The following is a 22,093-nucleotide window of genomic DNA, read 5'->3' on the forward strand; positions in this document are numbered from 1 at the left end:
ATCCAATGAAAGCAACGCAGTTTTGGCAAAAGTGGTTCCGGCGTGCTCCTAAAACTTCGGACTTGGCGATCGCCGCACCGGGTTCCCTACTCTTGCGCTGGCAATACCTGCAACAGCACCTTTTACAGTATGAGGGGTGGCCATGGCTCATTCCCTTTTTGATGGCTGGTGCAACAGTGATCACCGCAAGTTCGTGGATTCTGCTGTTACCACCACTGCCGGATTGTCGTCATCTGTCGCTGCTGACAAGTGATGGCGATCGCCTTTACTGTGCTGATCAAGCAGCCCGTAACGGCAACTTGCCTTCCTTGGCTCAAGCCATTGAAACCGTGAGTCAGTGGCCGACGGATCATCCCCTGTTTCCCCAAGCGAAGCGGCGGGTGGATGAGTGGTCGTTGGCACTGTTGGTCATTGCGCGGCAGCAACTCAGCCAAGGCAATATTGAGTTGGCCACCATGCTCTTACAAAAAATTCCTAAGACAGCGATTGCTTACGACCAAGCCCAAGAGCTACTGACGGCAACAAATATAGGTGAGGGGGGCAACCTCTTGAGTGCGGCGGAAGCGGCTATCCGGCAGCAAGATTGGGGGTTGGCACTGCTACAAGTGAAGTTAATGAATCAGCTTGGTACCGATTATTGGCAGGAGCAGGCACAAAAACTCTCAACCCGCATTTCCCAAGAGCAGGATGCATGGGGAACCCTAGTGCAGGCTAGGGATCTGGCAGGGTGGCTAACGGCAAACGAGTTGGCAGAAGCAGTGATGCTCGCCCTGAGTATTCCCCGGAATGCCGTTGTCTATGGGGAGGCACAGGCAGACATTCGCCGCTGGATTCCTGAAGTGTTTGAGTATGCGCAGGAGCGGTTGAACAATGGGGATACGGTCGGTGCTCTTGCCCTCATTGAAAAAATTGCCCCAGCCCTTGATGTGTCCTATCACGATCGCCCCATTGTCATTCTTGGTCAGGCCAAGGCACTCGCAGCACAAGACACCGTTCTAGGCTACTGGGAGGCGATCGCCCGGGTGCAGCAAATTCCTGCCAATGATCCCTTTTATGGGGCAGCGCGGGAGTACCTAGCACAATGGCAGCAGCAGCTTCAGAGTGCTAGTCAATTACAACTGTCCACATGGTTCGCTAGCAGTCACTGGCGCTGGGGCTATGAACTCGCTATTCAACAGGCTCAGCAGATTCCCCTTGGGCAGCCTAAACGACCCCAAGCCCAAGGCTTAATTGCCCAATGGCGGCGGGACTTGCGTACCATTGACGAGCAACCCATCCTCAACGCGGCAATCGCCCTTGCCGAACAAAAAGAGTATGCCGCTGCTATTCAAATTGTTGAGCGCTTGCCCGCGAATGCTGCCCTGTTGGCGATCGCGCAGCAGCATCGTCAGGATTGGCAAATCAAACTCGAAGAGTTAGTGGATCGGCCAATACTAGATCGCGCTATTACCATTGCCCGCGAAGGGAAATTAGAGGAGGCTATTACAACCGCCGCCCAAATCAAGTGGGATCGTTATCTTTACCGCGAGGCGCAGAACAAAATTTGGCAGTGGGAGTACGAACTTGCCGTGCGATCGCGGCGGCAGGAACAGCAGACCCCTGCCGAGTCATGGTGGGAGGCTCCCCCGCCAACTGTCCCTGAGACCGCCGTCTCAAGCCCTGAACCAACAGCCTCTCCAGATACGGCACCTGAGCCAGAATTACCATCGCCAACCCCAACAGCCACTGAGCCACCTCCTCCCAGCCCTAGCCCAGAGGCCAACGCGACCCCGCCCAGCGTACCGCCAGAGCCTGTTCCCAGTGAGGCTGTCCCTGAAAACTAGGTGGGGGTATTGATTGTAAGGGCAGTGTTACTCGCGAGGGTATGTGCTAGAGATGCTTCAAGGTCGGATAGGCCAGTAGCAGTTCATCAGCGGTGAGGGTATCGCCAATCGCTTGGGGTTGCCACAGGATCTCGACCGCCAGTAGGCGATCGCTTCCAATTCCCCCTAGCCCTTGCAGCACGTGCCGCAAATCCAAATCGTTGTTGATCGTGGGTAGCGCTAGCTTGCCCGTAGCCGCAACAATGAGGGTGACCACAATATAGTCGCCAACCTCTTGGGTGGTGGTAGGGGCAATGTCTCGCTGTTGAATCGTTTGGCGATAGTTCGAGAGGGTTTCTGCCGTGAGCTTGCTGCGTTCGCTCAGCGCCCGTTGGTTAAAGATCGTTTCCGCCTGTAGCAAGCGTGTATCTTGGCAACTGGCATCGGCATAGACCCAATACTCAGGATGGCGGAGGAGCGCAAGGGTTGCCTCCTGCAGAACGTTTGCTAACCCCGCTGGCGTTTGGGTGTCAGCACTTAAGGCAAGCTTGTTTAAGTCGTTTTGCAGTTCCCGGGCTTGAGCAAGCAAGCCAACATGAAGCGTATGCACCGACACCACAGGATTATCGATCTGCTCGTCTTCCCCCGCTGCCCGAAACTGTCGAAATGCTGAAACCAAGAAATTGGCAACGACACCAAGCAAAATAATAGTGAATAGGCCGCCAAAGCCACCACCAAAGCCAAAGAAGGGAATTAAAAACGGAAAGCCAAACCCACCGCCATAGACCGGCTGGGAATAACGATAGTCACTGCGGGGGGCACTGCGATAGGAACGGGTGGGTGCCGGACGGCTAAACGAGCCACCGCCAATGCGACCGCCACTGCGCGCTGCCCACGCTGCGCCACTGTCAAGAACAAGGTGCGCCACCAGCACCACGATTAACACAGTTGCCAAGAAAGAGTTTAAAATGCGCCAACGCTTTTTCATGGTTATATGTACCAGAAGACAATCAGCCAATAGTAGTGTTTTCCTCAGTGTACCCTTCACGCATGGAGGAGGGGGAGGGCGGGTAACCGATACTGGAGCCACAACCTTTGTTATAGGAGTGATGTGGGCGGGCTAAAACCCCTCCGCTTTAGCGAGGGGATACAGCCAACTCAGGGGGCTTTAGCCCTCTCTATGTGTTAAACTAGAGACGTGGAAAGTAGGCGTATCAACTACGCGAAGAAACATCCTAGTACGGAGAAATCCCGGCAAGTAAGTCACTACCGCTTTGGCGGCAAGCCTAAACCACTGCAAGCAATGGCAGGATGTTGAGCGTATCGAATTGGCTAGTGTTGAAAAGCGCGAAACCACGAACCGAAACATAAACGTAGTCCCAATAGCAGAAATGCTTGAGGTGAGTAGGGGGTCTTTGACTGCCCCCACCCGCATTAAGTTGTGGGTGACAGCTCAAGGGAAAAGCGAAGCAACGCGGCTTCAGCCCGTTGCGTAGCATCCTTTGGGAATCCCCTCTCTTTCAAGGAGGGGAGAAGTCAAGTTGGCCTCCCTCAGGATCTCAAGTCTAGGATAAGTTGCCATTGCGCCTCGGTGACCGGTTGCACCGAAAGGCGACACCCTTTTTGTAGGAGGAGCATCGTTTCTAAGCCCTTGGTGCGCCGGAGTTCTGGCAAGGTAACGGGAGGATCAAGATCACGGCGGTATTGAATATCTACCATGAACCACCGCGGCATATCAGGGGTACTTTTGGGGTCAAAATACTTACTTTGGGGATCCCAAGCAAAATGGTCAGGGTAGGCGGCCTTGACAACGGCGGCAATCCCCATAATGGCCGGAGGATTGGCATTACTGTGATAAAACAGCACGCGATCGCCCACCGCCATTTGATCCCGCAGAAAGTTACGCGCTTGGTAGTTCCGTACCCCTTCCCAGCAGGTGGTTTGGTTCGGAGCTGCTTTCAGGTCATCCCACGAAAAAACCGTTGGTTCCGATTTCAGTAGCCAAATACCAGCCATTGCTAGCGATGACACCGCAGCAAATCCGCCACCGTCCCACAGTAGGGAGTCAGACCCAGTTGCTGAGGGTTCAGAATAGTATCGTAGGTAAAGTTACGGTAGTTCAGGCAAAAGTAATCCCACGGTGACATTTGAATCCGGAAAAGCTTAATAAACATATTAACAAGGGCAGGGGTAAGGGGAATCAGGCCATACCAACGCAAGTTACGCCCTTGGCAAAGCTGAGTCAATAGGTCGTTCACGGTAATTGCGGGGTTGCCTAGGGCAACACGGCGGGGCACAGGATACTCAGGATGCTCAATGAGGTAAAGCACAACTTGGCCAATATCCCGGGCATGGACAAAGTGAAAACTGGCCTCAACCCGAAAAAAGCGCGCAAGCCATAGCCACTTTAATACTTGCTGCATGCCTTTAGTAATAAAGGAGGGGCGTTTACCATCTATACCGCCGCCAAAGACCATTGTCGGAAATAACTCCACAACGCGATCGCCCACGGGCAGCTTTTCTATCGCCTGCAAGCACTGGTACTTCGAGCGAATGTAAGCAGTTCCTAGGGTAGCCGCTTCCGGTAGCGGGGTCATCTGCCGAGTCAGGATACTGGCTGTGGAGAAGTAAAAGACCCGCTGGCAGCGCTGGGGGTCTAATTGTTGCAGGAGTGCGCAGGTTTGCTCAAAATTAATGGCCATGGCATTCTTGCCTCCCCAAGCCGCAGCGGTGAGAATCACCACATCAAGGGTTGGCAACAGATCCTGCAGGGGGGATAAATCTCGGAGATCCCCTTGCACAAGGTGTACCCCTTGGCGCTGCTGAGGATCAACGGTCAGCTTGCTAGGAGTCCGCACAAACAGAAACAGGTCGTGCTCTGTCTGGGTGATCAGTGCCTCAGTAATGTACTGGCCAATACAGCCACTTGCCCCAGTAATCAGAATGCGCATTAGCCGAGGGACTTAACGAGATCAAACAGATAGGCTACATTTTCTTCCGGTGTTCCTTGTAGCACGCCATGCCCAAGGTTAAAGATATACGACCCCCTGCGGCCAGCCTCAATAATCGCTAGGGCACGCTCCTTCAGCACCGCTTGGGGGGCAAAGAGCAAAACCGGATCCAGATTCCCCTGAAGCCCCACACTGGCGGGAAACTGCTGGCGAATGGTACCAATATCTACTGTCCAGTCAAGGCTGACAATATCTACCCCTGTCGCTGCCATCCGATCCACGACTGCGGCGCTGCCATTGATATAAAGAATCATTGGCACGTCAGGATAGACTGCTTTCACCTGCTGTACGACCTGTTTTTGGTACGGTAGAGCAAAGGTATCGTAATCTTGGCGACTCAGTTGCCCCGCCCACGAATCAAAGAGCTGAACGACTTGGGCACCGCAATCGATTTGATAGCATAGATAGTCGGCAATGGCAGTGGCTAAATGGCTCAGGAACTTGTGCAGCAGGTCTGGCTCCCGGTATGCCATGGTCTTAATTTCGATGTAGTCTTTGGAGCTTTTGCCCTCAATGGCGTAAGCTGCAAGGGTCCAAGGGGCGCCCGCAAAGCCTAATACCGTGGCGCGATCGCCGACCTCTTGGCGCAGGGTGGATAAAATTGGGCGAATGAAGGGGCAGGCGGCTTCGGGTTCAAGGGGATGTAACTGCTGCACCTGCTCAAGGGTGCGAATTGGCGGATCAATAATGGGGCCTTTACTCTCGATAATATCGAAGGGAATGCCAATGCCCGGCAGCGGTGTCAAAATATCGGAAAACAGGATAACTCCATCCGGCGCAAAGGCACGGAAGGGCTGAAGGGAAATTTCGATGGCAAGTTCAGGAATTTCCGATCGCTCACGAAAGGAAGGGTGGCGATCGCGCAAGTCACGATAGACCTTCATGTAGCGTCCTGCTTGGCGCATCAACCAAATGGGTGGACGCTCAACACGTTCACCGCGGGCAGCACGTAGGAGTAAAGGGGTAGTCATGCTAAATTACAGTTTCAAGGGTTGGCATTTTAGGCACTTGCCCCCTCATCTCTGGAGTTTCTAAGCGTACTCCTAGGCAGGGGTAGCAGACCGTCAATCTTACAATTATACCCTATTGCTACAACGCCCCATGTTCAGCACAGCATCCGCTACATCACCTTAGACGCTACCGAGGGGGAGGCCACTGTTCAAGGTGCATCGCGTTGAATGCTTATAGGAGTGATGTGGGCGGGCTAAAACCCCTCCGCTTTAGCGAGGGGATACAGCCAACTCAGGGGGCTTTAGCCCTCTCTATGTGTTAAACTAGAGACGTGGAAAGTAGGCGTATCAACTACGCGAAGAAACATCCTAGTACGGAGAGATCCCGGCAAGTAAGTCACTACCGCTTTGGCGGCAAGCCTAAACCACTGCAAGCAATGGCAGGATGTTGAGCGTATCGAACTGGCTAGTGTTGAAAAGTGCGAAACCACGAACCGAAACATAAACGTAGTCCCAATAGCAGAGATGCTTGAGGTGAGTAGGGGGTCTTTGACTGCCCCCACCCGCATTAAGTTGTGGGTGACAGCTCAAGGGAAAAGCGAAGCAACGCGGCTTCAGCCCGTTGCGTAGCATCCTTTGGGAATCCCCTCTCTTTCAAGGAGGGGAGAAGTCAATGTTAGGGGTAATCAGCTGCAGAAAGTAATCCTTGTTCGTGCGTTCAGCTTTGCTGCCGCTTAGCCCTTCATACCCACAGAGACCATTGCTGGACTGTCCTAACCGGCCTATGCAGCGGCTCAGCTAAGGGATGGGGGCATATCCCAATTTCAGGGGGGCAGCAAATATGTTACAAGTCCTAAAGAGACCTGCCAACTCTCTCACTGAGGAGCACACTGTGGCGCATACGATTGTTACCAACACCTGCGAAGGGATTGCCGATTGCGTTGAAGCCTGCCCAGTTGCCTGTATTCACGAAGGGCCGGGCAAGAATGCCAAGGGAACCAATTGGTTCTGGATTGATTTTGCAACCTGTATCGACTGTGGCATTTGTCTGCAAGTTTGTCCGGTGGCCGGAGCAATTGTGCCGGAAGAACGCCCCGATCTGCAAGCCACCCCATGATGAATGCCTCTTCACAATGGCTGGATCGCGTGCGTATTCCTGGGTGCGATCGCCTACAGCAAGTTAAATTATCTGCAGGCCGCATTACAGATATCGGCATCGATTTAATTCCGCCGGGCACACCGGAGGTGATTGACTTTCAGGGCGATTACCTGTCCTTGGGAGGCGTTGATCTGCAAATTAATGGGGCGTTGGGCTACCCGTTTCCGTGGCTGACAACCCCTGAACCCCTCGAAAAAATTAGTGCCTATCTCTGGCAGCAAGGGATTGATGCCTACGCACCCACTATTGTCACGGCTCCCTTAACAGATATTCATCGTGCCTTGGCAGCGATTAGCCAGTTTCAACCCCCTACAAACCAGCCGAGCGCCCATATTCTGGGGGTGCATTTAGAAGGGCCATTTCTTAATCCGGCGAAGTGCGGTGCCCATCCGCCAGCCTATTTACAGCCCCTCACCCTTGAAGCGCTTCAGCAGGTGCTTGGTTCCTTCAGCAGTGCTGTTGCCATCGTGACCCTTGCCCCGGAACTAGATGCCAGCGGTAGCGTGCTCTCCTATTTGCACTCCCTAAGCATCACTGTCAGTGTAGGACACTCCCTTGCCACTGCGGCGGAAGCAGAGGCAGCCTTTGCCACAGGAGCCACCATGGTGACCCATGCCTTTAATGCCATGCCGCCATTGCATCACCGGGAGCCGGGACTATTGGCGGCAGCACTTGTCAATCCACGTGTGTGGTGTGGTGTGATTGCCGATGGCATTCATGTGCACCCCTTAATGCTAAAGGTGCTCTATGAGTGCGCGGGCGATCGCCTGTTTCTGGTGAGTGATGCCCTTGCACCCCTAGGGCTGGGGGATGGGGTTTATCCGTGGGATAACCGCCAGATTCAGGTTAAAGAGGGTACGGCTCGCCTTGAAGATGGGACGCTGTGCGGCACCACCGTTCCCCTGCTGGCCATGGTAGGACGCTTGGTGGACTGGGGCGTGTGTGGGTTTGAAAGTGCCCTGCGGTTAGCAACCGTTCAGCCCCGCCATGCCCTTGGCCTGCCTTCAGAATTGCTCCAGCAACCCATGACGAACCTGTTGCGGTGGCGATCGCCCCACCATTATGAACGCCTCATAATCCCTTGAAACAAATTGGAGGAGCGGCTTAGAGCGTTGTTCCCACCCCTGTGGGGGGAATCACCGTATCGTGTAGCCCTAAGTCTTTAGCAGCACAGACTCCTGCGACCTATGCTGAACGGCAGATTTTTGATCTACAATAAAGAACGCTCCTTAGGGGAGAGATGGCTGAGTGGTCGAAAGCGGCAGATTGCTAATCTGTTGATAGGCAGGTAACTCCTATCCGAGGGTTCGAATCCCTCTCTCTCCGTTGCCAACAGTTACTTCTAGCGCTATGGTAGGCGACCGTACTGATCCTCAAAGCGGACAATATCATCTTCGCCAAGGTAGGCTCCGGATTGCACTTCGATCATTTCAAGGGGAATCTTGCCAGGATTCGCCAAACGGTGAATGGCACCAATAGGAATATAGGTGGACTCATTTTCAGTCAGCAAAAAGGTTTTGCCGTCACAGGTTACTTCCGCTGTGCCACTCACCACAATCCAGTGCTCGGCGCGGTGGTGGTGCTGCTGTAGGGATAGGCTGGCACCGGGTTTGACGGTAATCCGCTTCACCTGAAAGCGATGACCATGATCAATAGAATCGTAGGCACCCCATGGACGATATACCAGCCGGTGGGAGTGAACTTCAGGGCGCTCAAGGCGCTGTAATTCCTCAACTAAGTGCTTAACGTCCTGAGATGCCTCCTGCTGCGCAATAAGAACTGCATCGGTGGTTTCCACAACAATCAAGTTCTCTACCCCAAGGAGGGTGACAAGGCGATGCTGACTGTGCACAAAACAGTTTTTGCTGCCGTAGGTGAGAACATCTCCCCGACAACTGTTACCCAATTCATCTTTGGGGGTTACCTCCCAGAGGCTCGACCACGACCCGACATCACTCCAGCCGCATTCAAGGGGAACAGTCGCCGCTTTGGTTGTCCGCTCCATAACCGCATAGTCCACAGAAATACTGGGACATTGGCTAAACGGCTCTTGGGCAAGACGGGTAAAGTCTAAATCCTGCCGTCCGTGCTGGAGGGCAAGGCGACACTGCTGCAAAATCTGTGGTTGTTGTTGCCCTAGCTGCTCTAAAAACGTTTGGGCACGGAAGAGGAATATACCGCTATTCCACAGGTAATTTCCGGCCTGCACGTACGCCTCGGCAGTGGCTCCATCGGGCTTTTCGACAAACTTGGTGACGCGGTGGGCGTGGGGTTCCGGTAGCGGCTCACCACAGCAAATGTAGCCATAGCCGGTGTGGGGACGGGTAGGGGTAATGCCAAAGGTGACTAACCAGTCTGCTAGGGCGGGTGCCATTGCCCACTCAAGGCTTTGTTGGAATGCTGCAACATCTTGGATCAAGTGATCCGCTGGCAGCACCAACAGTAGGGCATCGGTTTCTAAAATATCTGTGATGTAAAGGGCGGCGATCGCAATGGCCGGTGCCGTATTGCGTCCCACCGGTTCCAACAAAATTTGGGTTGGCGTGACTCCTAATTGCTGGAACTGCTCCGCCACCAAAAAGCGATGGTTTTCATTGGCAATAATCAGGGGAGGCTGGACAGTGGCTAACCCTTGCAACCGCTGCCATGTTTGCTGGAGGAGGCTGCTGCCATCGCTGGTTAAGGCTATAAACTGCTTGGGGTGAGTCTGGCGAGACAGCGGCCACAGGCGACTGCCCGATCCCCCCGACAAGATCACGGGAATACAGTCCATCCTCCCTCCCTAGGTCTAAGTCATTGATTAGCAGTGCTCAGCATTCTATTATGGCGACAATTCCTTAGCTTGACACGATGTTTAAGTTAATTACGGTTTTTTGGGCATTTATTTTTCTCGGTGTATTGTTGCTGCTGGGGCGAATAGTGCGCCAACGCTGGCCGTTGATGCAGTCGCTCTATATGCCTAGTTCCGTTATTGCTGGGGTGATTGGGTTGCTACTTGGCCCTGCGGTGCTGGGGGCGATCGCTGGACGAATCAGTCCCGATTCAGCATGGGTGAATGGCATTTTTGCCGAGGATATCCGAGAGGTGTGGCGGCAGTCCCCCAGCATTTTCATTAATATTGTCTTTGCCTGCTTATTCCTTGGGGAGGTCATCCCCAGTCCCCGCGAGATTTGGCAAAAAGCCTCACCCCAGGTGGCCTTTGGCCAGATTTTGGCCTGGGGGCAGTACGTGGTGGGGTTGGGCTTGACGCTGGTGATCCTTGTTCCCCTGTTTCAGGTCGATCCGATTGCGGGGGCACTCATTGAAGTTGCCTTTGAGGGGGGCACGGCACTGCTGCGGGGATGGCAGAAACTTTTACAGCGCTCAATTTTGCTGCAGGGGCAGATATGGCGCTGGGGTTGGCCACTGTGGGACTGGTGTCTGGGGTCGTCGCTGGGGTGGTACTCATTAACTGGGCACGACGGACGAATCGGTTACAGGTGGCCGGGGCGATCGCCCCTACTGAAACCGATCTTGAGGATCCACACCCTCACGATGATCCCGAAACCCGAGTGGCACGGCAACAACTTCGGCGGAATCTGCTCATTGATCCGTTGTCATTGAACTTTTGCTTTGTCGGGCTGGCGATTATTGTGGGCTGGCTCATCCTAGAAACCCTGCGCTGGCTAGAGAGATTGACTTGGGGGCAAACGGGTGTGACCTTAATGACCTATGTGCCACTCTTTCCCCTTGCCTTGATTGGTGGAATTCTCGTGCAGGTGGGACTGGTGCGATTACGCAAGCCATACCTCATTAGCCGCCCCCTCATCAACCATATTGGTGGGGTGGCCTTAGATGTCACGATTATAACGGCCTTGGCGACGCTCTCCCTTGCCGCTATTGGCAAAAATCTATTACCGTTTCTAGTCTTGAGTTTTGGCGGTATCTTCTGGAACCTGTTTGTGATGCTCTACTTGGGGCCACGTATTTTACCCGTCTTCTGGTTTGAGCGCGGCATTGGTGATATGGGGCAGTCAATGGGGGTGACCTCAACGGGGCTGCTGCTAATTCGCATGGTGGATCCCCATAATCAATCGGGAGCCTTAGAAAGCTTTGCCTACAAGCAAATTCTTTTTGAACCCATTGTGGGGGGAGGGTTGTTTACCGCTGCGGCTCCCATCTTAATTCGCAATGTTGGCGTGGTGCCTGTGCTCTTGTTAACGACGCTGCTGCTCCTGTTTTGGTTAGGGTTTGGGCTGTGGAACTGTCACCAAATCCGGCGATCGCCCTAGGGCAAACGCATACTCCAGACGCAGTATCCTGAACTTGCTCGCCCAAGACGCTTCTAAGGGGTCGAAGAGGGCGAAACCACTCAACGCAGGATGGGATAATGACTTTCTCGTTCACGTTGTACTTGCCTGAGTAGGGGTGTGCCCTGAGCAATGACCCTTGGCCAATCCCAACCCTAATTAAGGTAAAGAGATCCTGTACTTGTCTGGAAAGCTGGAGCAATCGCGGTAGAACTAAGGCAAGGGCCGATTATTCACCGCGTAGTTTGCGAGGATTCCCACAATGACCAGTTTAATTCCACCTGGTTGCCCGACGGTGCTTACAGAAGACGATCGCACCGGTACAAGTGTTGAAACATTGCGCCGCGCCTTCATGGATAACCTGTTCTTTGTCCAAGGACGGTTTCCAGAAGTTGCCACAAAAAATGATCATTACCTTGCCCTTGCCTACACTGTGCGCGATCGCCTCCTCTTGCGCTGGCTCAACTCTGCCAAAACCTATCGCGATCAATTCAGTCGCACCGTTTGCTACCTCTCGGCAGAATTCTTGCTTGGCCCGCACCTTGGTAACAACCTCATTAACTTAGGGTTGTACGATGCCGTTGCCGAAGCCATGCAGCAAACAGGCCTAGATCTCAACGTACTCCTCGATCAAGAAGAAGAACCCGGACTTGGGAACGGGGGGTTGGGTCGCCTTGCCGCCTGTTATATGGACTCATTAGCCACCCTAGAAATTCCGGCCATTGGCTATGGTATTCGCTACGAGTATGGCATCTTTGACCAAGAAATCCGCGATGGTTGGCAAGTAGAAATCACCGACAAGTGGTTACGCTACGGTAATCCGTGGGAAATTGCCCGTCCTGAAATCACTCTGCCAGTTAAGTTTGGTGGCTCCACCTACAGCTACACCGACGATCAGGGGCGCTACCGCGTCGTTTGGCAACCCCATCAGATGGTGCAGGGAATTGCCTACGATACCCCCATTCTTGGCTATAAAGTCAACACCGCCAACCTGCTGCGGCTGTGGCGGGCAGAGGCCATTGAATCCTTTGACTTCCAAGCCTTTAACACCGGTGACTATTACGGGGCGGTGAACGAGAAAATTGCCTCAGAAAACATCACCAAAGTGCTCTACCCCAACGACGAGCAACTCCAAGGCAAAGAACTGCGCCTGATGCAGCAGTATTTCTTGTGCTCCTGTGCCCTTCAGGACATGATCCGGCTCTATTTACAGTGCTCCTCAGATTTAACCCGTTTCCATCACAAGTTCACCGTCCAGCTGAACGATACCCACCCAGCCATCTCCGTGGCGGAGCTAATGCGCCTATTGGTGGATGAGCACCTGCTACCTTGGGACACAGCGTGGGATATTACCCGCCAAACCTTTGCCTATACTAACCACACCTTACTGCCTGAAGCCCTTGAAAAATGGCCACTCCCCCTCTTTGGGTCTTTGCTGCCACGGCACCTGCAAATTATCTACGAAATTAACCAGCGGTTTCTTGATCAGGTGCGGCTTGCCTATCCCGGTGATCAGGAGCGATTAGCGCGGCTTTCGATTATTGATGAAAGTGAGTGCCGCTATGTGCGCATGGCCAACTTAGCCTGTGTGGGGAGCCATGCCATCAATGGGGTGGCAGCCCTGCACTCAGAACTGCTTAAACAAACAGTACTGCGAGACTTTTACGAACTCACCCCTGAAAAGTTTTCCAATAAAACCAATGGGGTAACCCCCCGTCGCTGGATGGTGCTGAGTAATCCGGGGCTAACCCGACTGATCAGTAACCATATCGGTGAGGATTGGATTAAGCACCTCGATCAACTGCGGCGGCTTGAACCTCTTGCCGAGGATGCAGGGTTTGCCGCCGAGTGGCACGCGGTCAAACACAAAAACAAAGTGCGCCTAGCCGAGTATATTCAGCAGCGGGTGGGTATTAGCGTTGACCCCAGTTCGATTTTTGATATTTTGGTGAAACGCATTCACGAGTATAAGCGGCAACACCTGTGCGTTCTCAATATCATTACTCTTTACCAACGCCTCAAAGATCATCCGAACCTCGACATTACACCGCACACATTTATTTTTGGCGGCAAGGCGGCTCCTGGTTACTACAAGGCCAAGCTGATTATTAAACTCATTAACTCTGTAGCAGAGGTGGTCAACACCGATCCGACAGTGGCCGATCGCCTGAAGGTCGTCTTTTTGCCAGACTATAACGTTACCTGTGGTCAGCGAGTGTATCCGGCTGCCGATCTCTCTGAGCAAATTTCCACGGCGGGCTATGAAGCCTCAGGCACTGGCAACATGAAATTTGCCCTCAATGGTGCGCTGACCATTGGTACCCTCGATGGCGCCAATGTCGAAATTCGTGAAGAAGTGGGGGCTGAAAACTTCTTCCTCTTTGGCAATACCGTTGAACAGCTACAGGAGATCTGGCGCAACGGCTATCGGCCATGGGAGATTGCCAACAATAACCCCATGCTCAAGCGAGTGCTGGATCTCATCAGTTGTGGTCACTTTTCCCACGGCGATACAGAGCTATTTCGCCCCATTGTTGAGCACCTATGGCAAAACGATCGCTACTGCCTACTGGCAGATTACCAAAGCTATGTCGACTGCCAAGAGCAGGCTACGCGCCTCTATCGCGACCAAAAACAGTGGGTGAAAATGTCAATCCTGAACGTAGCACGCATGGGTAAGTTCTCCAGCGATCGCGCCATTCGTGAGTACTGCGAAGACATTTGGCGGGTACAGCCCGTTCATGTGCCCCTAGCAGACACCTCCTATATTGCCCAATGACCTAGGGTGCCCCCTCAGCATCTTGACATACTCCGCGCAGCTAAAACTGGGGGATTCTGGTTACTGGTTCTACGACAGCACTTACGTCCTTGGATTGCCCCGCAGACACAGAGGTGCGTGTTGCCTGTACCGTAGCTCAGGTTTTGAGCCATACTCTGGGGAACCTGCCACTGCGCTTTATAATCATTTACGTAATGCTGGGCAAGAAACGCTATGACGGACACCCCTGATTCAACCACACCGGCAGTAGAGACCGCGGCAGCGGCGCGGCAACTTTTGGGCATGAAGGGTGCCAAAAGCGGAGAAACCAATATCTGGAAAATTCGCCTCCAGTTAATGAAACCCATTACCTGGATTCCTCTAATCTGGGGGGTGGTGTGTGGGGCGGCCTCCTCCGGTGGCTTTACGTGGAGCCTTGAAGATATTTTGAAGGCGGCAACCTGTATGTTGCTCTCTGGGCCGTTGATGGCGGGCTATACCCAAACCCTCAACGACTATTACGATCGCGAGATCGATGCCATTAATGAGCCGTACCGCCCAATTCCTTCAGGTGCTATTTCCCTTAACCAAGTGCGTGCCCAGATTATTTTTCTGGTAGTGGCAGGTTTGGGGTTGGCTGTACTCTTGGATGTATGGGCGAATCATCCCACCTTGCCCGTCACAAAAATTGCCCTGCTTGGTGGGTTTCTGGCCTACATCTATTCCGCGCCCCCCCTCAAGCTGAAGAAAAATGGCTGGCTGGGGAACTATGCCTTGGGAGCCAGTTACATTGCTCTGCCGTGGTGGGCGGGTCATGCCCTTTTTGGTGAATTAACACCAACGATTGTGGTACTGACCCTGATTTATAGTTTGGCGGGGTTGGGCATTGCCATTGTCAATGATTTCAAAAGTGTCGAGGGCGATCGCCAACTGGGATTGGCTTCCCTGCCGGTAATGTTTGGGGTGGGCACAGCGGCGTGGATTTGTGTCCTGATGATTGATATTTTTCAGTTGGGGATTGCGGGTTACCTTATAGCCTTGCACGCGAATCTCTACGCCGTGATTTTAATTCTGCTGGTGATTCCGCAAATTGTCTTTCAGGATATGTACTTTCTGCGGGATCCCCTAAAAAATGATGTCAAGTACCAAGCCAGTGCTCAGCCCTTTTTAGTTTTGGGAATGCTAGTGGTTGGCTTGGCGTTGGGGCACACCCTTGTTTAATTCTAGGCATGGCCACAACCCTAACCCTCACGGTTGAACAGGGGGGCGATCGCCTCGATACATTTTTAGCCCAGCACCAGCCGCAACTCTCCCGCTCCCGCTGGCAACAACTCATTCAGCAGGGGCAGGTACGCATTAATCACCGCATCTGCGATCGCAAAAACCACCCCCTCAGTGGCGGAGACGTCTTAGAAATTACCCTGCCGGAGCCAGAACCCCTAGCGCTTGAGCCGGAAGCGCTCCCCTTAGACATTCTCTACGAGGATAGCGATCTGCTGATCCTCAATAAGCCGGTAGGTCTAGTCGTGCATCCAGCACCGGGTCATCCCCACGGTACCCTAGTGCATGGTCTGTTGGCGCACTGTCCCGATTTGGCTGGGATTGGCGGCATCAAGCGGCCAGGCATTGTCCATCGCCTCGATAAAGATACCTCAGGGGCAATGGTAGTAGCTAAAACCGAGGCCGCCCTCCATCATCTACAAGCCCAACTCAAATCCCGCCAAATGCAGCGGCACTACCTCGGCGTGGTCTATGGACAACCCAGCACCGAAACGGGCAGCATTACTGCTCCCATCGGTCGCCATGAGCGCGATCGCAAAAAAATGGCCGTTGTCTCACTCCCCAAAGGACGCATTGCCACAACTCACTGGCAGGTTCAAGAACGCTTTCGCCACTGTGCCCTTGTGGAATTTCACCTAGACACCGGACGCACCCACCAGATTCGGGTGCACGCAGCACATCTGGGGTGGCCTTTAGTGGGGGATCCCCTCTACGGTAGAGGCTCCCCTGTGAAGATGAACCTTCCCGGGCAAGCCCTCCATGCCTTCCGGTTACAGCTGATCCACCCGCGAACCGGTGACCCGATCGTGGCGATCGCCCCCCTGCCAGCGCACCTAGAAAAACTCCTGCGCCTGCTACGGTGCTAACGCATTGCCCCGCAGTAAACTACCAATGGTTTTAGCAGTAATTTTCAACTGCACTAGGGGATTTGCAGGCACCACAGTTTTGTAGAGGTAGCTGTCAAAGGTAAGCTTTTGCACATCCACATCGCTACACATCTCCACAAACGCCTCGCGGGTGGCATCCGAGCGGTAAAAGACCCGTTGCAGCAAATCCAACACGAGGTACGTCATACCGTAGGCCTTATCCCAACGCTTGAGATAAACCTTCAAATCAGCTTCTGTGGGGATGCGACGGCCATTGTTAGACGTCTCGACAATGGTTTCAGCGCACATCCGTGCCGACTTAGCCGCAAAATAAATCCCTTCCCCAGAGGACTTGGTTACCGTACCGGCAGCATCCCCCACGAGGGCAACCCGCCCCACCACCCGTCGCGGACGGGGATGTTCTGGAATTGGATGGGCTTCGACTTTAATAATTTGCCCTCCTTCCAGTTTGGCCGCCGCGCGCGCCCGAATGCCTGCCTGTAGCTCACGAATACGATCTTTATTCACCTTCATGGTGCCGGTGCCCACGGCCACGTGGTCGTACTTCGGAAACACCCACGCATAAAAATCAGGGGAGACATCATCGCCCACATACATCTCCGCCAACTCGTCGTAATAGGCCATTTTGTCAGCAGGTAAGCGAATCCGCTCTTGAAAGGCAATGGCATAGTTGTAATCACCAGCATCAATTTCCTTGGCAATGCGGGAATTTGCCCCATCCGCGCCAATGACGAGATCCACCTCAAGGGTCTGGGTGCTACCATCCCCTAGGACATAGTGCAGGGTATAGGGCTGATCACTGCCGCTGGGTTGCTCCAGCTTAAACACCGTGCCATTGATGAGGTTTGTGCCCAAATCCGCCGCCCGGTTGCGCATAAAGGTGTCTAGAACCTCACGGCGACACATACCAATGTACTCATCATCCTTGAGGGTTTGGCCGATATTCACCTCAATGTTGGAGGGGGAAATCATTTTCATTTTCCGTACCCGCCGATCAATAATTTCGGGGGGCAACTCAAATTCACTGACCATGCACAGGGGGATGGCTCCGCCACAGGGCTTGGCATTGTCTAACTTGCGCTCAAAGAGATAGGTCTCAATTCCAGCCTTGGCTAAAATTTCGGCGGCGGAGGAACCCGCTGGACCACCACCAACAACGGCTACCCGAAGTGACAACGGACAACTCCCAATCACTGCTAACAAACAACAGTTTGGATGGTATCACGGCAATTTTTTGTCTTCAAGGATTTAATCCTCAAAGGGCACAACTGTAACACTTTTCAATATTTGGTCACGATGTCACCGGCCTTGCAAAGGGTATTGGTAACTTTACGCAGGCACACAAGAGCATTTTCTGGAGGAGTCGCTGGCAAGAGGCTGCTCTTTAGCGACACCCGAGAGATTTATAGGAGTGATGTGGGCGGGCTAAAACCCCTCCGCTTTAGCGAGGGGATACAGCCAACTCAGGGGGCTTTAGCCCTCTCTATGTGTTAACCTAAAAACGTGGAAAGTAGGCGTATCAACTACGCGAAGAGACATCCTAGTACGGAGAAATCCCGGCAAGTAAGTCACTACCGCTTTAGCGGCAAGCCTAAACCACTGCAAGCAATGGCAGGATGTTGAGCGTATCGAATTGGCTAGTGTTGAAAAGCGCGAAACCACGAACCGAAACATAAACGTAGTCCCAATAGCGGAAATGCTTGAGGTGAGTAGGGGGTCTTTGACTGCCCCCACCCGCATTAAGTTGTGGGTGACAGCTCAAGGGAAAAGCGAAGCAACGCGGCTTCAGCCCGTTGCGTAGCATCCTTTGGGAATCCCCTCTCTTTCAAGGAGGGGAGAAGTCAAGTCCCAGATGGTTGGAGAACTGGATGAATTGGAACCCTTTGTCAGCGCTACAAAAACAAAATCTGGCTGTGGACAGCCGTTAACCACTTTAGAAAAGGAATTTTAGACCGTTCCGGAAGAACCCAATTAATTACGATAGGAGTACACCGTTTGCAAAATAAATGCTTCTAGGGATTTTAGCCCTTCTTGATCTGCCATCACTCGAGGTAAATTGGTCTGAATCTGCTGGCGAATCCATTCACGGTACGCCACATTCTGGCCGAGCTCAATCGCTTTGTGGATATAGTCCCTCACGGTCGGCGCAATGAGTTCCGGTAGCCCCAGTTGGGTCAAAATCCCTGCGGTGTGCCGCCCCCGCATAAATCGTCCGGGAGTGGTCACGATAGGGAGTTGGGCATAGTTCAGGGCTTCTAGGGTTGTACAACCCCCCGACCACTCAATAGAATCCAGAAAAATATCGAGGCAGTGCAGCATGGAGGTAAACCCATAGAAATTCAAAGGCCGGGAGATAAAGCAATAGTCTTGCCAGTGCAAGTTCTTGGCAGAAAATGCTCGCTCAAGGCGGGCTTCAAACCGCTGGCGGCTATGCTTGGTCATATGATGACTGATAAAGACAAATTGGCAGTTGCCGACGGCAGCGGCAATCTCTGGATAAATATAATCAAACTGTGGCAGATACTTAAACACCGACTGTAAACAACCATACAGTACTGCATCAGGCTTTAATCCGTACTCCTGTCGCGTAATCGGTGCCCTTTCATCTTCTGGTAAGGGACTGAACTGAATCCCTAAATTTTTAAGCCGTACTAATTGTTCACAATACTCTGAATCACCCGTTTCTGGCTCCATTAATTCGCTACTTAGAAAATAATCGATTGTGGGCAAACCAGAGGTATCTGGGTGTCCCCACGACATGCACTGAATGGGAGCTAACCACAGACTAGCTAGTTTAATCACGTCTAAGTCCATGCCAATTTCCGGGAATAACATCAGATGTAGTTGGTCTGATCTAATCAATTCAAACCATGATTCAAGCGGGCGGATTCCCATCTCGAATTTATGACAGTAGCGCTTAATTTTTTCGGTACATTGATCGGTATAGTCCTGTGGGTAGTAAGCATAGATTTTAATTTTTTCATTGTTTAAGTATTTAATCCAGTTATGGAGCATTAATTTCCAGACCGTATGCATGCGAAAAAAGCCACAGAGAATGCCCACTCGCACCGGTATGTCTGGAGAGAGCTTTGGCATTGCAGGGCGCTCTTTGCCCTTGGGAATGATCTTTGTCATGACATCATGAATAAACTGACCATACATCTGTTGCAGATGACGAGTGGGCAATCCCTGATAGGGGAGCAGAAACATTCCTACATAGCCAATCCAGTGATGCAGTTGCCCGATTTCTTCAACAGATGCATTTTGAAAAGCCGTGTAAAATTCAAAAAAGGCTTTTTCAAATTGTTGATGACAGACTAACACTTCTTCTGGCGTATCATAAACATTGAGTAAATAGCTAAAGCACCGTATAAATTCAATACCAAGTTTCCAGTCTGGTTGCAAAGAAAGCGCAACCTCATAGGCATGCCGAGATTGTTCTAAGTTACTGTCAGAGCTACTGAGAATGCCTAAGCTACACCATGCTGTAGCAAGGTGAGAATCTAAGGAGAGGGCGTGCTTAAAACTAGCAATGGCCTTATTAAGCTCTTTATTTTGCCATTGCTTCTTTGCAAATTTCTCCCAGCCTTTCGCAAATGCAGGATGGGGACTTCGCAAGGCAAGTTGAAGATAGTCCATAGGTATGACGGTTCAAGTTGCAAGGGGGGTAAGTGTGTGTTCCTCACGCTACCCGATTGGGGGTGACTGGGTCTCCGACCAATTGCCGCAGGTTTTGGGTGCGAATAAGGTCGTTCACTTCAAGCACAGGTCGGCGCTCAAGGGTCGCCACATGCTCGATAGCGGCAAGTAGAGCTGCTGCTGCTTCGGCTTCGCTGTATCCCCGGCGTTGCGCCAGCTGTAAGGCGTGGCGATCGGCCGCCACTTCCACAGCCACACCGCGTGTATTCTGCCACACTTGGAGGGCACCAAAGGCGGTTAGACCCCCCGCGACGATCGCCCCCACTGCATCTGCTTGCAGGAATTGCAAGACGGTGCCAAGGGCGCCCGCAACGGTTACCCCCTGATACAGATCTAATTTGATTAATCCCGTTGCGTTAAACCAAGCTACGGCTCGCAAGATCAGTAGATCCCGCTCGCGAGTATCTAACCGGCTCCAGAGGCGGAAATTAATTTCAATGGGGCGATCGCCCCACGGCAGGGCTGGCCGATAGGTAATGACCTGTGCCTGCTGCGGACGGGAGACCAATTTACAGCGCATCCGAGCGGAGGCGGGCATGAGGTCTAGAAGACGGCGAATCTCGGAGTCTGGGGTCACGGCGTAACCTCTGTGGCAACGGTGGAAACGACATGAGAGTTCGTCAACGTTCCGCGCTTCGTTGCAGCTGCAAGGAGACCATAAAACAGTGGGTGCGGTTGATTGGGACGAGAGCGAAATTCCGGATGAAACTGCACCGCAATAAAGAAGGGGTGTGCTGGATATTCAATGATTTCGACTAAGCGGCCATCGGGGGAGGTACCGCTAATGACGTAACCCGTTTCTAAGAAAAGGCTGCGGTAAGCATTATTAAACTCATAGCGGTGGCGATGCCGCTCATAGATCACAGTTTCACCGTAGAGTTGCTCAGCAAGGGAGTGAGCCACCAGCCGACAGGCGTACAACCCTAGGCGCATGGTGCCCCCCAAATCCACAATATCCTGCTGCTCCGGCAATAGGTGAATAACGGGATGGGCGGTATTGGGGTCAAACTCGGCGCTGTTGGCGTTTTCTAGGCCAGCAATATGGCGTGCCCATTCAATCACGGCGCACTGCATCCCTAGGCACAGCCCCAAAAGGGGAATGTTCTGCTCGCGGGCGTACTGAATGGCAGCAATTTTGCCCTCCACACCGCGAATGCCAAAGCCGCCGGGGACAACCACTGCCGCCACGTTTTCGAGGTAAGCCGCTGCGCCATTTTCCGCAATCTCTTCGGAGTTCACCCAGCGAATGTGTAACTCTTGATCGAGGGCGATCGCCGAGTGCCGTAACGCTTCCACAACCGAGAGGTACGCATCACTCAAACGGACATACTTACCGACAATCGCCACCTCTATGGGAGCTTGGGGACGGTAGAGCCGCTCCACTAGGGCTTGCCACTGACTCAGATCGGGGGAGCGTTGCTCAAGGTTCAACAGCCTTAGCACTTGGGTGGCCAACCCCTCCCGTTCCAGCAGCAGCGGTACTTCGTAAATACTCTTGGCATCTGCTGAGGGAATGACCGCATCGACGGGCACATCACAAAATTGCGAGAGTTTTTCCTTAATGCCCGGCACCAAGGGGCGATCGCAGCGACAGATGAGAATATCCGGCTGAATCCCAATCGAGCGCAACTCCTTCACCGAATGCTGCGTGGGCTTTGTTTTCATTTCCCCCGCCGACGGAATCCAAGGCACCAGCGTAACGTGCATAAACAGAACATGGTGCCGCCCCACCTCTGTGCGAAACTGCCGGATAGCTTCAAGGAACGGTAAAGACTCGATATCCCCAACCGTGCCGCCAATCTCAATAATCACAACATCGGGGTTCTTATCCTTCGCAACCCGCAAAATCCGTTCCTTAATTTCATTCGTAATGTGGGGAATCACCTGTACTGTGCCCCCCATATAATCGCCCCGCCGCTCCTTATTGATGACCGCTTGATAAATCGAGCCAGTGGTAACACTATTCAGCCGCGACATCGGGGTATCGGTAAACCGCTCGTAATGGCCAAGATCCAGATCCGTTTCCGCCCCATCATCCGTCACAAACACTTCTCCGTGCTGAAACGGACTCATGGTTCCCGGATCCACATTGATATAGGGATCTAGCTTCAGAATTGAAACAGAATATTGCCGCGATTTGAGCAGTCGCCCTAAGCTGGCAGCGACAATACCCTTGCCAATACTTGAGACAACGCCGCCCGTAACAAACACATATTTAGTCATCATGCTTCAGTGAGTTGCTACCCCGTACCCATTA

At 52.9% G+C, this 22,093-nt stretch carries 15 protein-coding genes, 1 tRNA gene and 2 pseudogenes; 9 read left to right on the forward strand and 9 right to left on the reverse strand.

The annotated features are described in order from the left end of the window. The first annotated feature begins 5 nt into the window (after positions 1–5). Positions 6–1,823, forward strand: coding sequence for a hypothetical protein (locus tag BRW62_RS13495; protein WP_198406025.1), 1,818 nt, complete (start codon positions 6–8; stop codon positions 1,821–1,823). A 46-nt stretch (positions 1,824–1,869) separates the two neighbouring features. On the opposite strand, the gene BRW62_RS10855 is transcribed toward BRW62_RS13495, so the two are convergent. The 4 genes from BRW62_RS10855 to hemE form a co-directional block, all read right to left on the reverse strand. Beyond that, a complete protein-coding gene (locus BRW62_RS10855) occupies positions 1,870–2,790 on the reverse strand; it encodes a DUF1517 domain-containing protein (RefSeq protein ID WP_099799438.1) in 921 nt (306 codons plus the stop codon). 563 nt (positions 2,791–3,353) lie between these two features. Next, a complete protein-coding gene (locus tag BRW62_RS10860; protein WP_099799439.1) occupies positions 3,354–3,818 on the reverse strand; it encodes an EVE domain-containing protein in 465 nt (154 codons plus the stop codon). A gap of 2 nt (positions 3,819–3,820) precedes the next feature. Then, positions 3,821–4,753, reverse strand: coding sequence for an NAD-dependent epimerase/dehydratase family protein (locus BRW62_RS10865; protein ID WP_099799440.1), 933 nt, complete (start codon positions 4,751–4,753; stop codon positions 3,821–3,823). Then, the gene (hemE, locus tag BRW62_RS10870) at positions 4,753–5,784 is read right to left on the reverse strand and encodes a uroporphyrinogen decarboxylase (RefSeq protein ID WP_099799441.1); all 1,032 of its coding nucleotides are present in this window, start codon (positions 5,782–5,784) and stop codon (positions 4,753–4,755) included. Before hemE ends, BRW62_RS10865 begins: the two co-directional genes overlap by 1 nt. 871 nt (positions 5,785–6,655) lie before the next feature. Here hemE and BRW62_RS10875 point away from each other — a divergent pair. The 3 genes from BRW62_RS10875 (at position 6,656) to BRW62_RS10885 (ending at position 8,248) form a co-directional block, all read left to right on the forward strand. After that, positions 6,656–6,880: an indolepyruvate ferredoxin oxidoreductase subunit alpha gene (locus BRW62_RS10875; RefSeq protein ID WP_099799934.1), complete on the forward strand. Its 225-nt coding sequence runs from the start codon at positions 6,656–6,658 to the stop codon at positions 6,878–6,880. Next, the gene (nagA, locus tag BRW62_RS10880; RefSeq protein WP_099799442.1) at positions 6,877–8,007 is read left to right on the forward strand and encodes an N-acetylglucosamine-6-phosphate deacetylase; all 1,131 of its coding nucleotides are present in this window, start codon (positions 6,877–6,879) and stop codon (positions 8,005–8,007) included. The genes BRW62_RS10875 and nagA overlap by 4 nt, the downstream gene beginning before the upstream one ends. A gap of 149 nt (positions 8,008–8,156) precedes the next feature. Beyond that, a tRNA-Ser gene (locus BRW62_RS10885) sits at positions 8,157–8,248 on the forward strand. 22 nt (positions 8,249–8,270) lie between these two features. Here the strand turns inward: BRW62_RS10885 and BRW62_RS10890 are convergent. Further along, positions 8,271–9,695, reverse strand: a complete 1,425-nt coding sequence (locus tag BRW62_RS10890) for a mannose-1-phosphate guanylyltransferase/mannose-6-phosphate isomerase (RefSeq protein ID WP_099799443.1) — start codon at positions 9,693–9,695, stop codon at positions 8,271–8,273. Between the two features lie 77 nt (positions 9,696–9,772). Here BRW62_RS10890 and BRW62_RS15355 point away from each other — a divergent pair. From BRW62_RS15355 to BRW62_RS10910, 4 genes and pseudogenes are all read left to right on the forward strand, one after another. After that, a pseudogene (locus BRW62_RS15355) lies at positions 9,773–11,193 on the forward strand (sodium/glutamate symporter). A 280-nt stretch (positions 11,194–11,473) separates the two neighbouring features. After that, positions 11,474–13,990, forward strand: coding sequence for a glycogen/starch/alpha-glucan phosphorylase (locus tag BRW62_RS10900; RefSeq protein ID WP_099799444.1), 2,517 nt, complete (start codon positions 11,474–11,476; stop codon positions 13,988–13,990). Between the two features lie 213 nt (positions 13,991–14,203). Continuing rightward, on the forward strand, positions 14,204–15,190 hold the full coding sequence (gene chlG, locus BRW62_RS10905) for a chlorophyll synthase ChlG (RefSeq protein ID WP_099799445.1): 987 nt from the start codon (positions 14,204–14,206) through the stop codon (positions 15,188–15,190). A gap of 8 nt (positions 15,191–15,198) precedes the next feature. After that, complete coding sequence (locus BRW62_RS10910) at positions 15,199–16,116, forward strand: RluA family pseudouridine synthase (protein WP_099799446.1); 918 nt, start codon at positions 15,199–15,201, stop codon at positions 16,114–16,116. On the opposite strand, the gene chlP is transcribed toward BRW62_RS10910, so the two are convergent. Beyond that, on the reverse strand, positions 16,105–17,313 hold the full coding sequence (gene chlP / locus BRW62_RS10915) for a geranylgeranyl reductase (protein WP_099799447.1): 1,209 nt from the start codon (positions 17,311–17,313) through the stop codon (positions 16,105–16,107). The genes BRW62_RS10910 and chlP overlap by 12 nt on opposite strands. A gap of 679 nt (positions 17,314–17,992) precedes the next feature. Here chlP and BRW62_RS10920 point away from each other — a divergent pair. Next, positions 17,993–18,087 (forward strand): annotated as a pseudogene (locus BRW62_RS10920) (IS1 family transposase); the annotation flags it as partial. A 21-nt stretch (positions 18,088–18,108) separates the two neighbouring features. On the opposite strand, the gene BRW62_RS10925 reads toward BRW62_RS10920, so the two are convergent. From BRW62_RS10925 to BRW62_RS10935, 3 genes are read right to left on the reverse strand one after another with little or no spacing between them, the layout of a single operon-like run. Further along, positions 18,109–19,776, reverse strand: coding sequence for an O-linked N-acetylglucosamine transferase, SPINDLY family protein (locus BRW62_RS10925; RefSeq protein WP_099799448.1), 1,668 nt, complete (start codon positions 19,774–19,776; stop codon positions 18,109–18,111). Between the two features lie 43 nt (positions 19,777–19,819). Beyond that, positions 19,820–20,413 carry a DUF3318 domain-containing protein gene (locus BRW62_RS10930; protein ID WP_099799449.1) on the reverse strand — a complete coding sequence of 198 codons (594 nt, stop codon included), beginning with the start codon at positions 20,411–20,413 and terminating at the stop codon, positions 19,820–19,822. Then, positions 20,410–22,059, reverse strand: coding sequence for a CTP synthase (locus tag BRW62_RS10935; protein ID WP_099799935.1), 1,650 nt, complete (start codon positions 22,057–22,059; stop codon positions 20,410–20,412). The genes BRW62_RS10930 and BRW62_RS10935 overlap by 4 nt, the downstream gene beginning before the upstream one ends. Positions 22,060–22,093 lie beyond the last annotated feature (34 nt).

It is taken from the genome of Thermostichus lividus PCC 6715 (assembly GCF_002754935.1).
Lineage (GTDB): Bacteria > Cyanobacteriota > Cyanobacteriia > Thermosynechococcales > Thermosynechococcaceae > Thermosynechococcus > Thermosynechococcus lividus.

Excerpts from the sequence above, each read along its gene's own strand:
- BRW62_RS13495 (WP_198406025.1), top strand. The coding sequence starts at position 6 with ATGAAAGCAACGCAGTTTTGGCAAAAGTGGTTCCGGCGTGCTCCTAAA.
- BRW62_RS10855 (WP_099799438.1), bottom strand. The coding sequence starts at position 2,790 with ATGAAAAAGCGTTGGCGCATTTTAAACTCTTTCTTGGCAACTGTGTTA.
- BRW62_RS10860 (WP_099799439.1), bottom strand. The coding sequence starts at position 3,818 with ATGGCTGGTATTTGGCTACTGAAATCGGAACCAACGGTTTTTTCGTGG.
- BRW62_RS10865 (WP_099799440.1), bottom strand. The coding sequence starts at position 4,753 with ATGCGCATTCTGATTACTGGGGCAAGTGGCTGTATTGGCCAGTACATT.
- hemE (WP_099799441.1), bottom strand. The coding sequence starts at position 5,784 with ATGACTACCCCTTTACTCCTACGTGCTGCCCGCGGTGAACGTGTTGAG.
- nagA (WP_099799442.1), top strand. The coding sequence starts at position 6,877 with ATGATGAATGCCTCTTCACAATGGCTGGATCGCGTGCGTATTCCTGGG.
- BRW62_RS10890 (WP_099799443.1), bottom strand. The coding sequence starts at position 9,695 with ATGGACTGTATTCCCGTGATCTTGTCGGGGGGATCGGGCAGTCGCCTG.
- BRW62_RS10900 (WP_099799444.1), top strand. The coding sequence starts at position 11,474 with ATGACCAGTTTAATTCCACCTGGTTGCCCGACGGTGCTTACAGAAGAC.
- chlG (WP_099799445.1), top strand. The coding sequence starts at position 14,204 with ATGACGGACACCCCTGATTCAACCACACCGGCAGTAGAGACCGCGGCA.
- BRW62_RS10910 (WP_099799446.1), top strand. The coding sequence starts at position 15,199 with ATGGCCACAACCCTAACCCTCACGGTTGAACAGGGGGGCGATCGCCTC.
- BRW62_RS10925 (WP_099799448.1), bottom strand. The coding sequence starts at position 19,776 with ATGGACTATCTTCAACTTGCCTTGCGAAGTCCCCATCCTGCATTTGCG.
- BRW62_RS10935 (WP_099799935.1), bottom strand. The coding sequence starts at position 22,059 with ATGACTAAATATGTGTTTGTTACGGGCGGCGTTGTCTCAAGTATTGGC.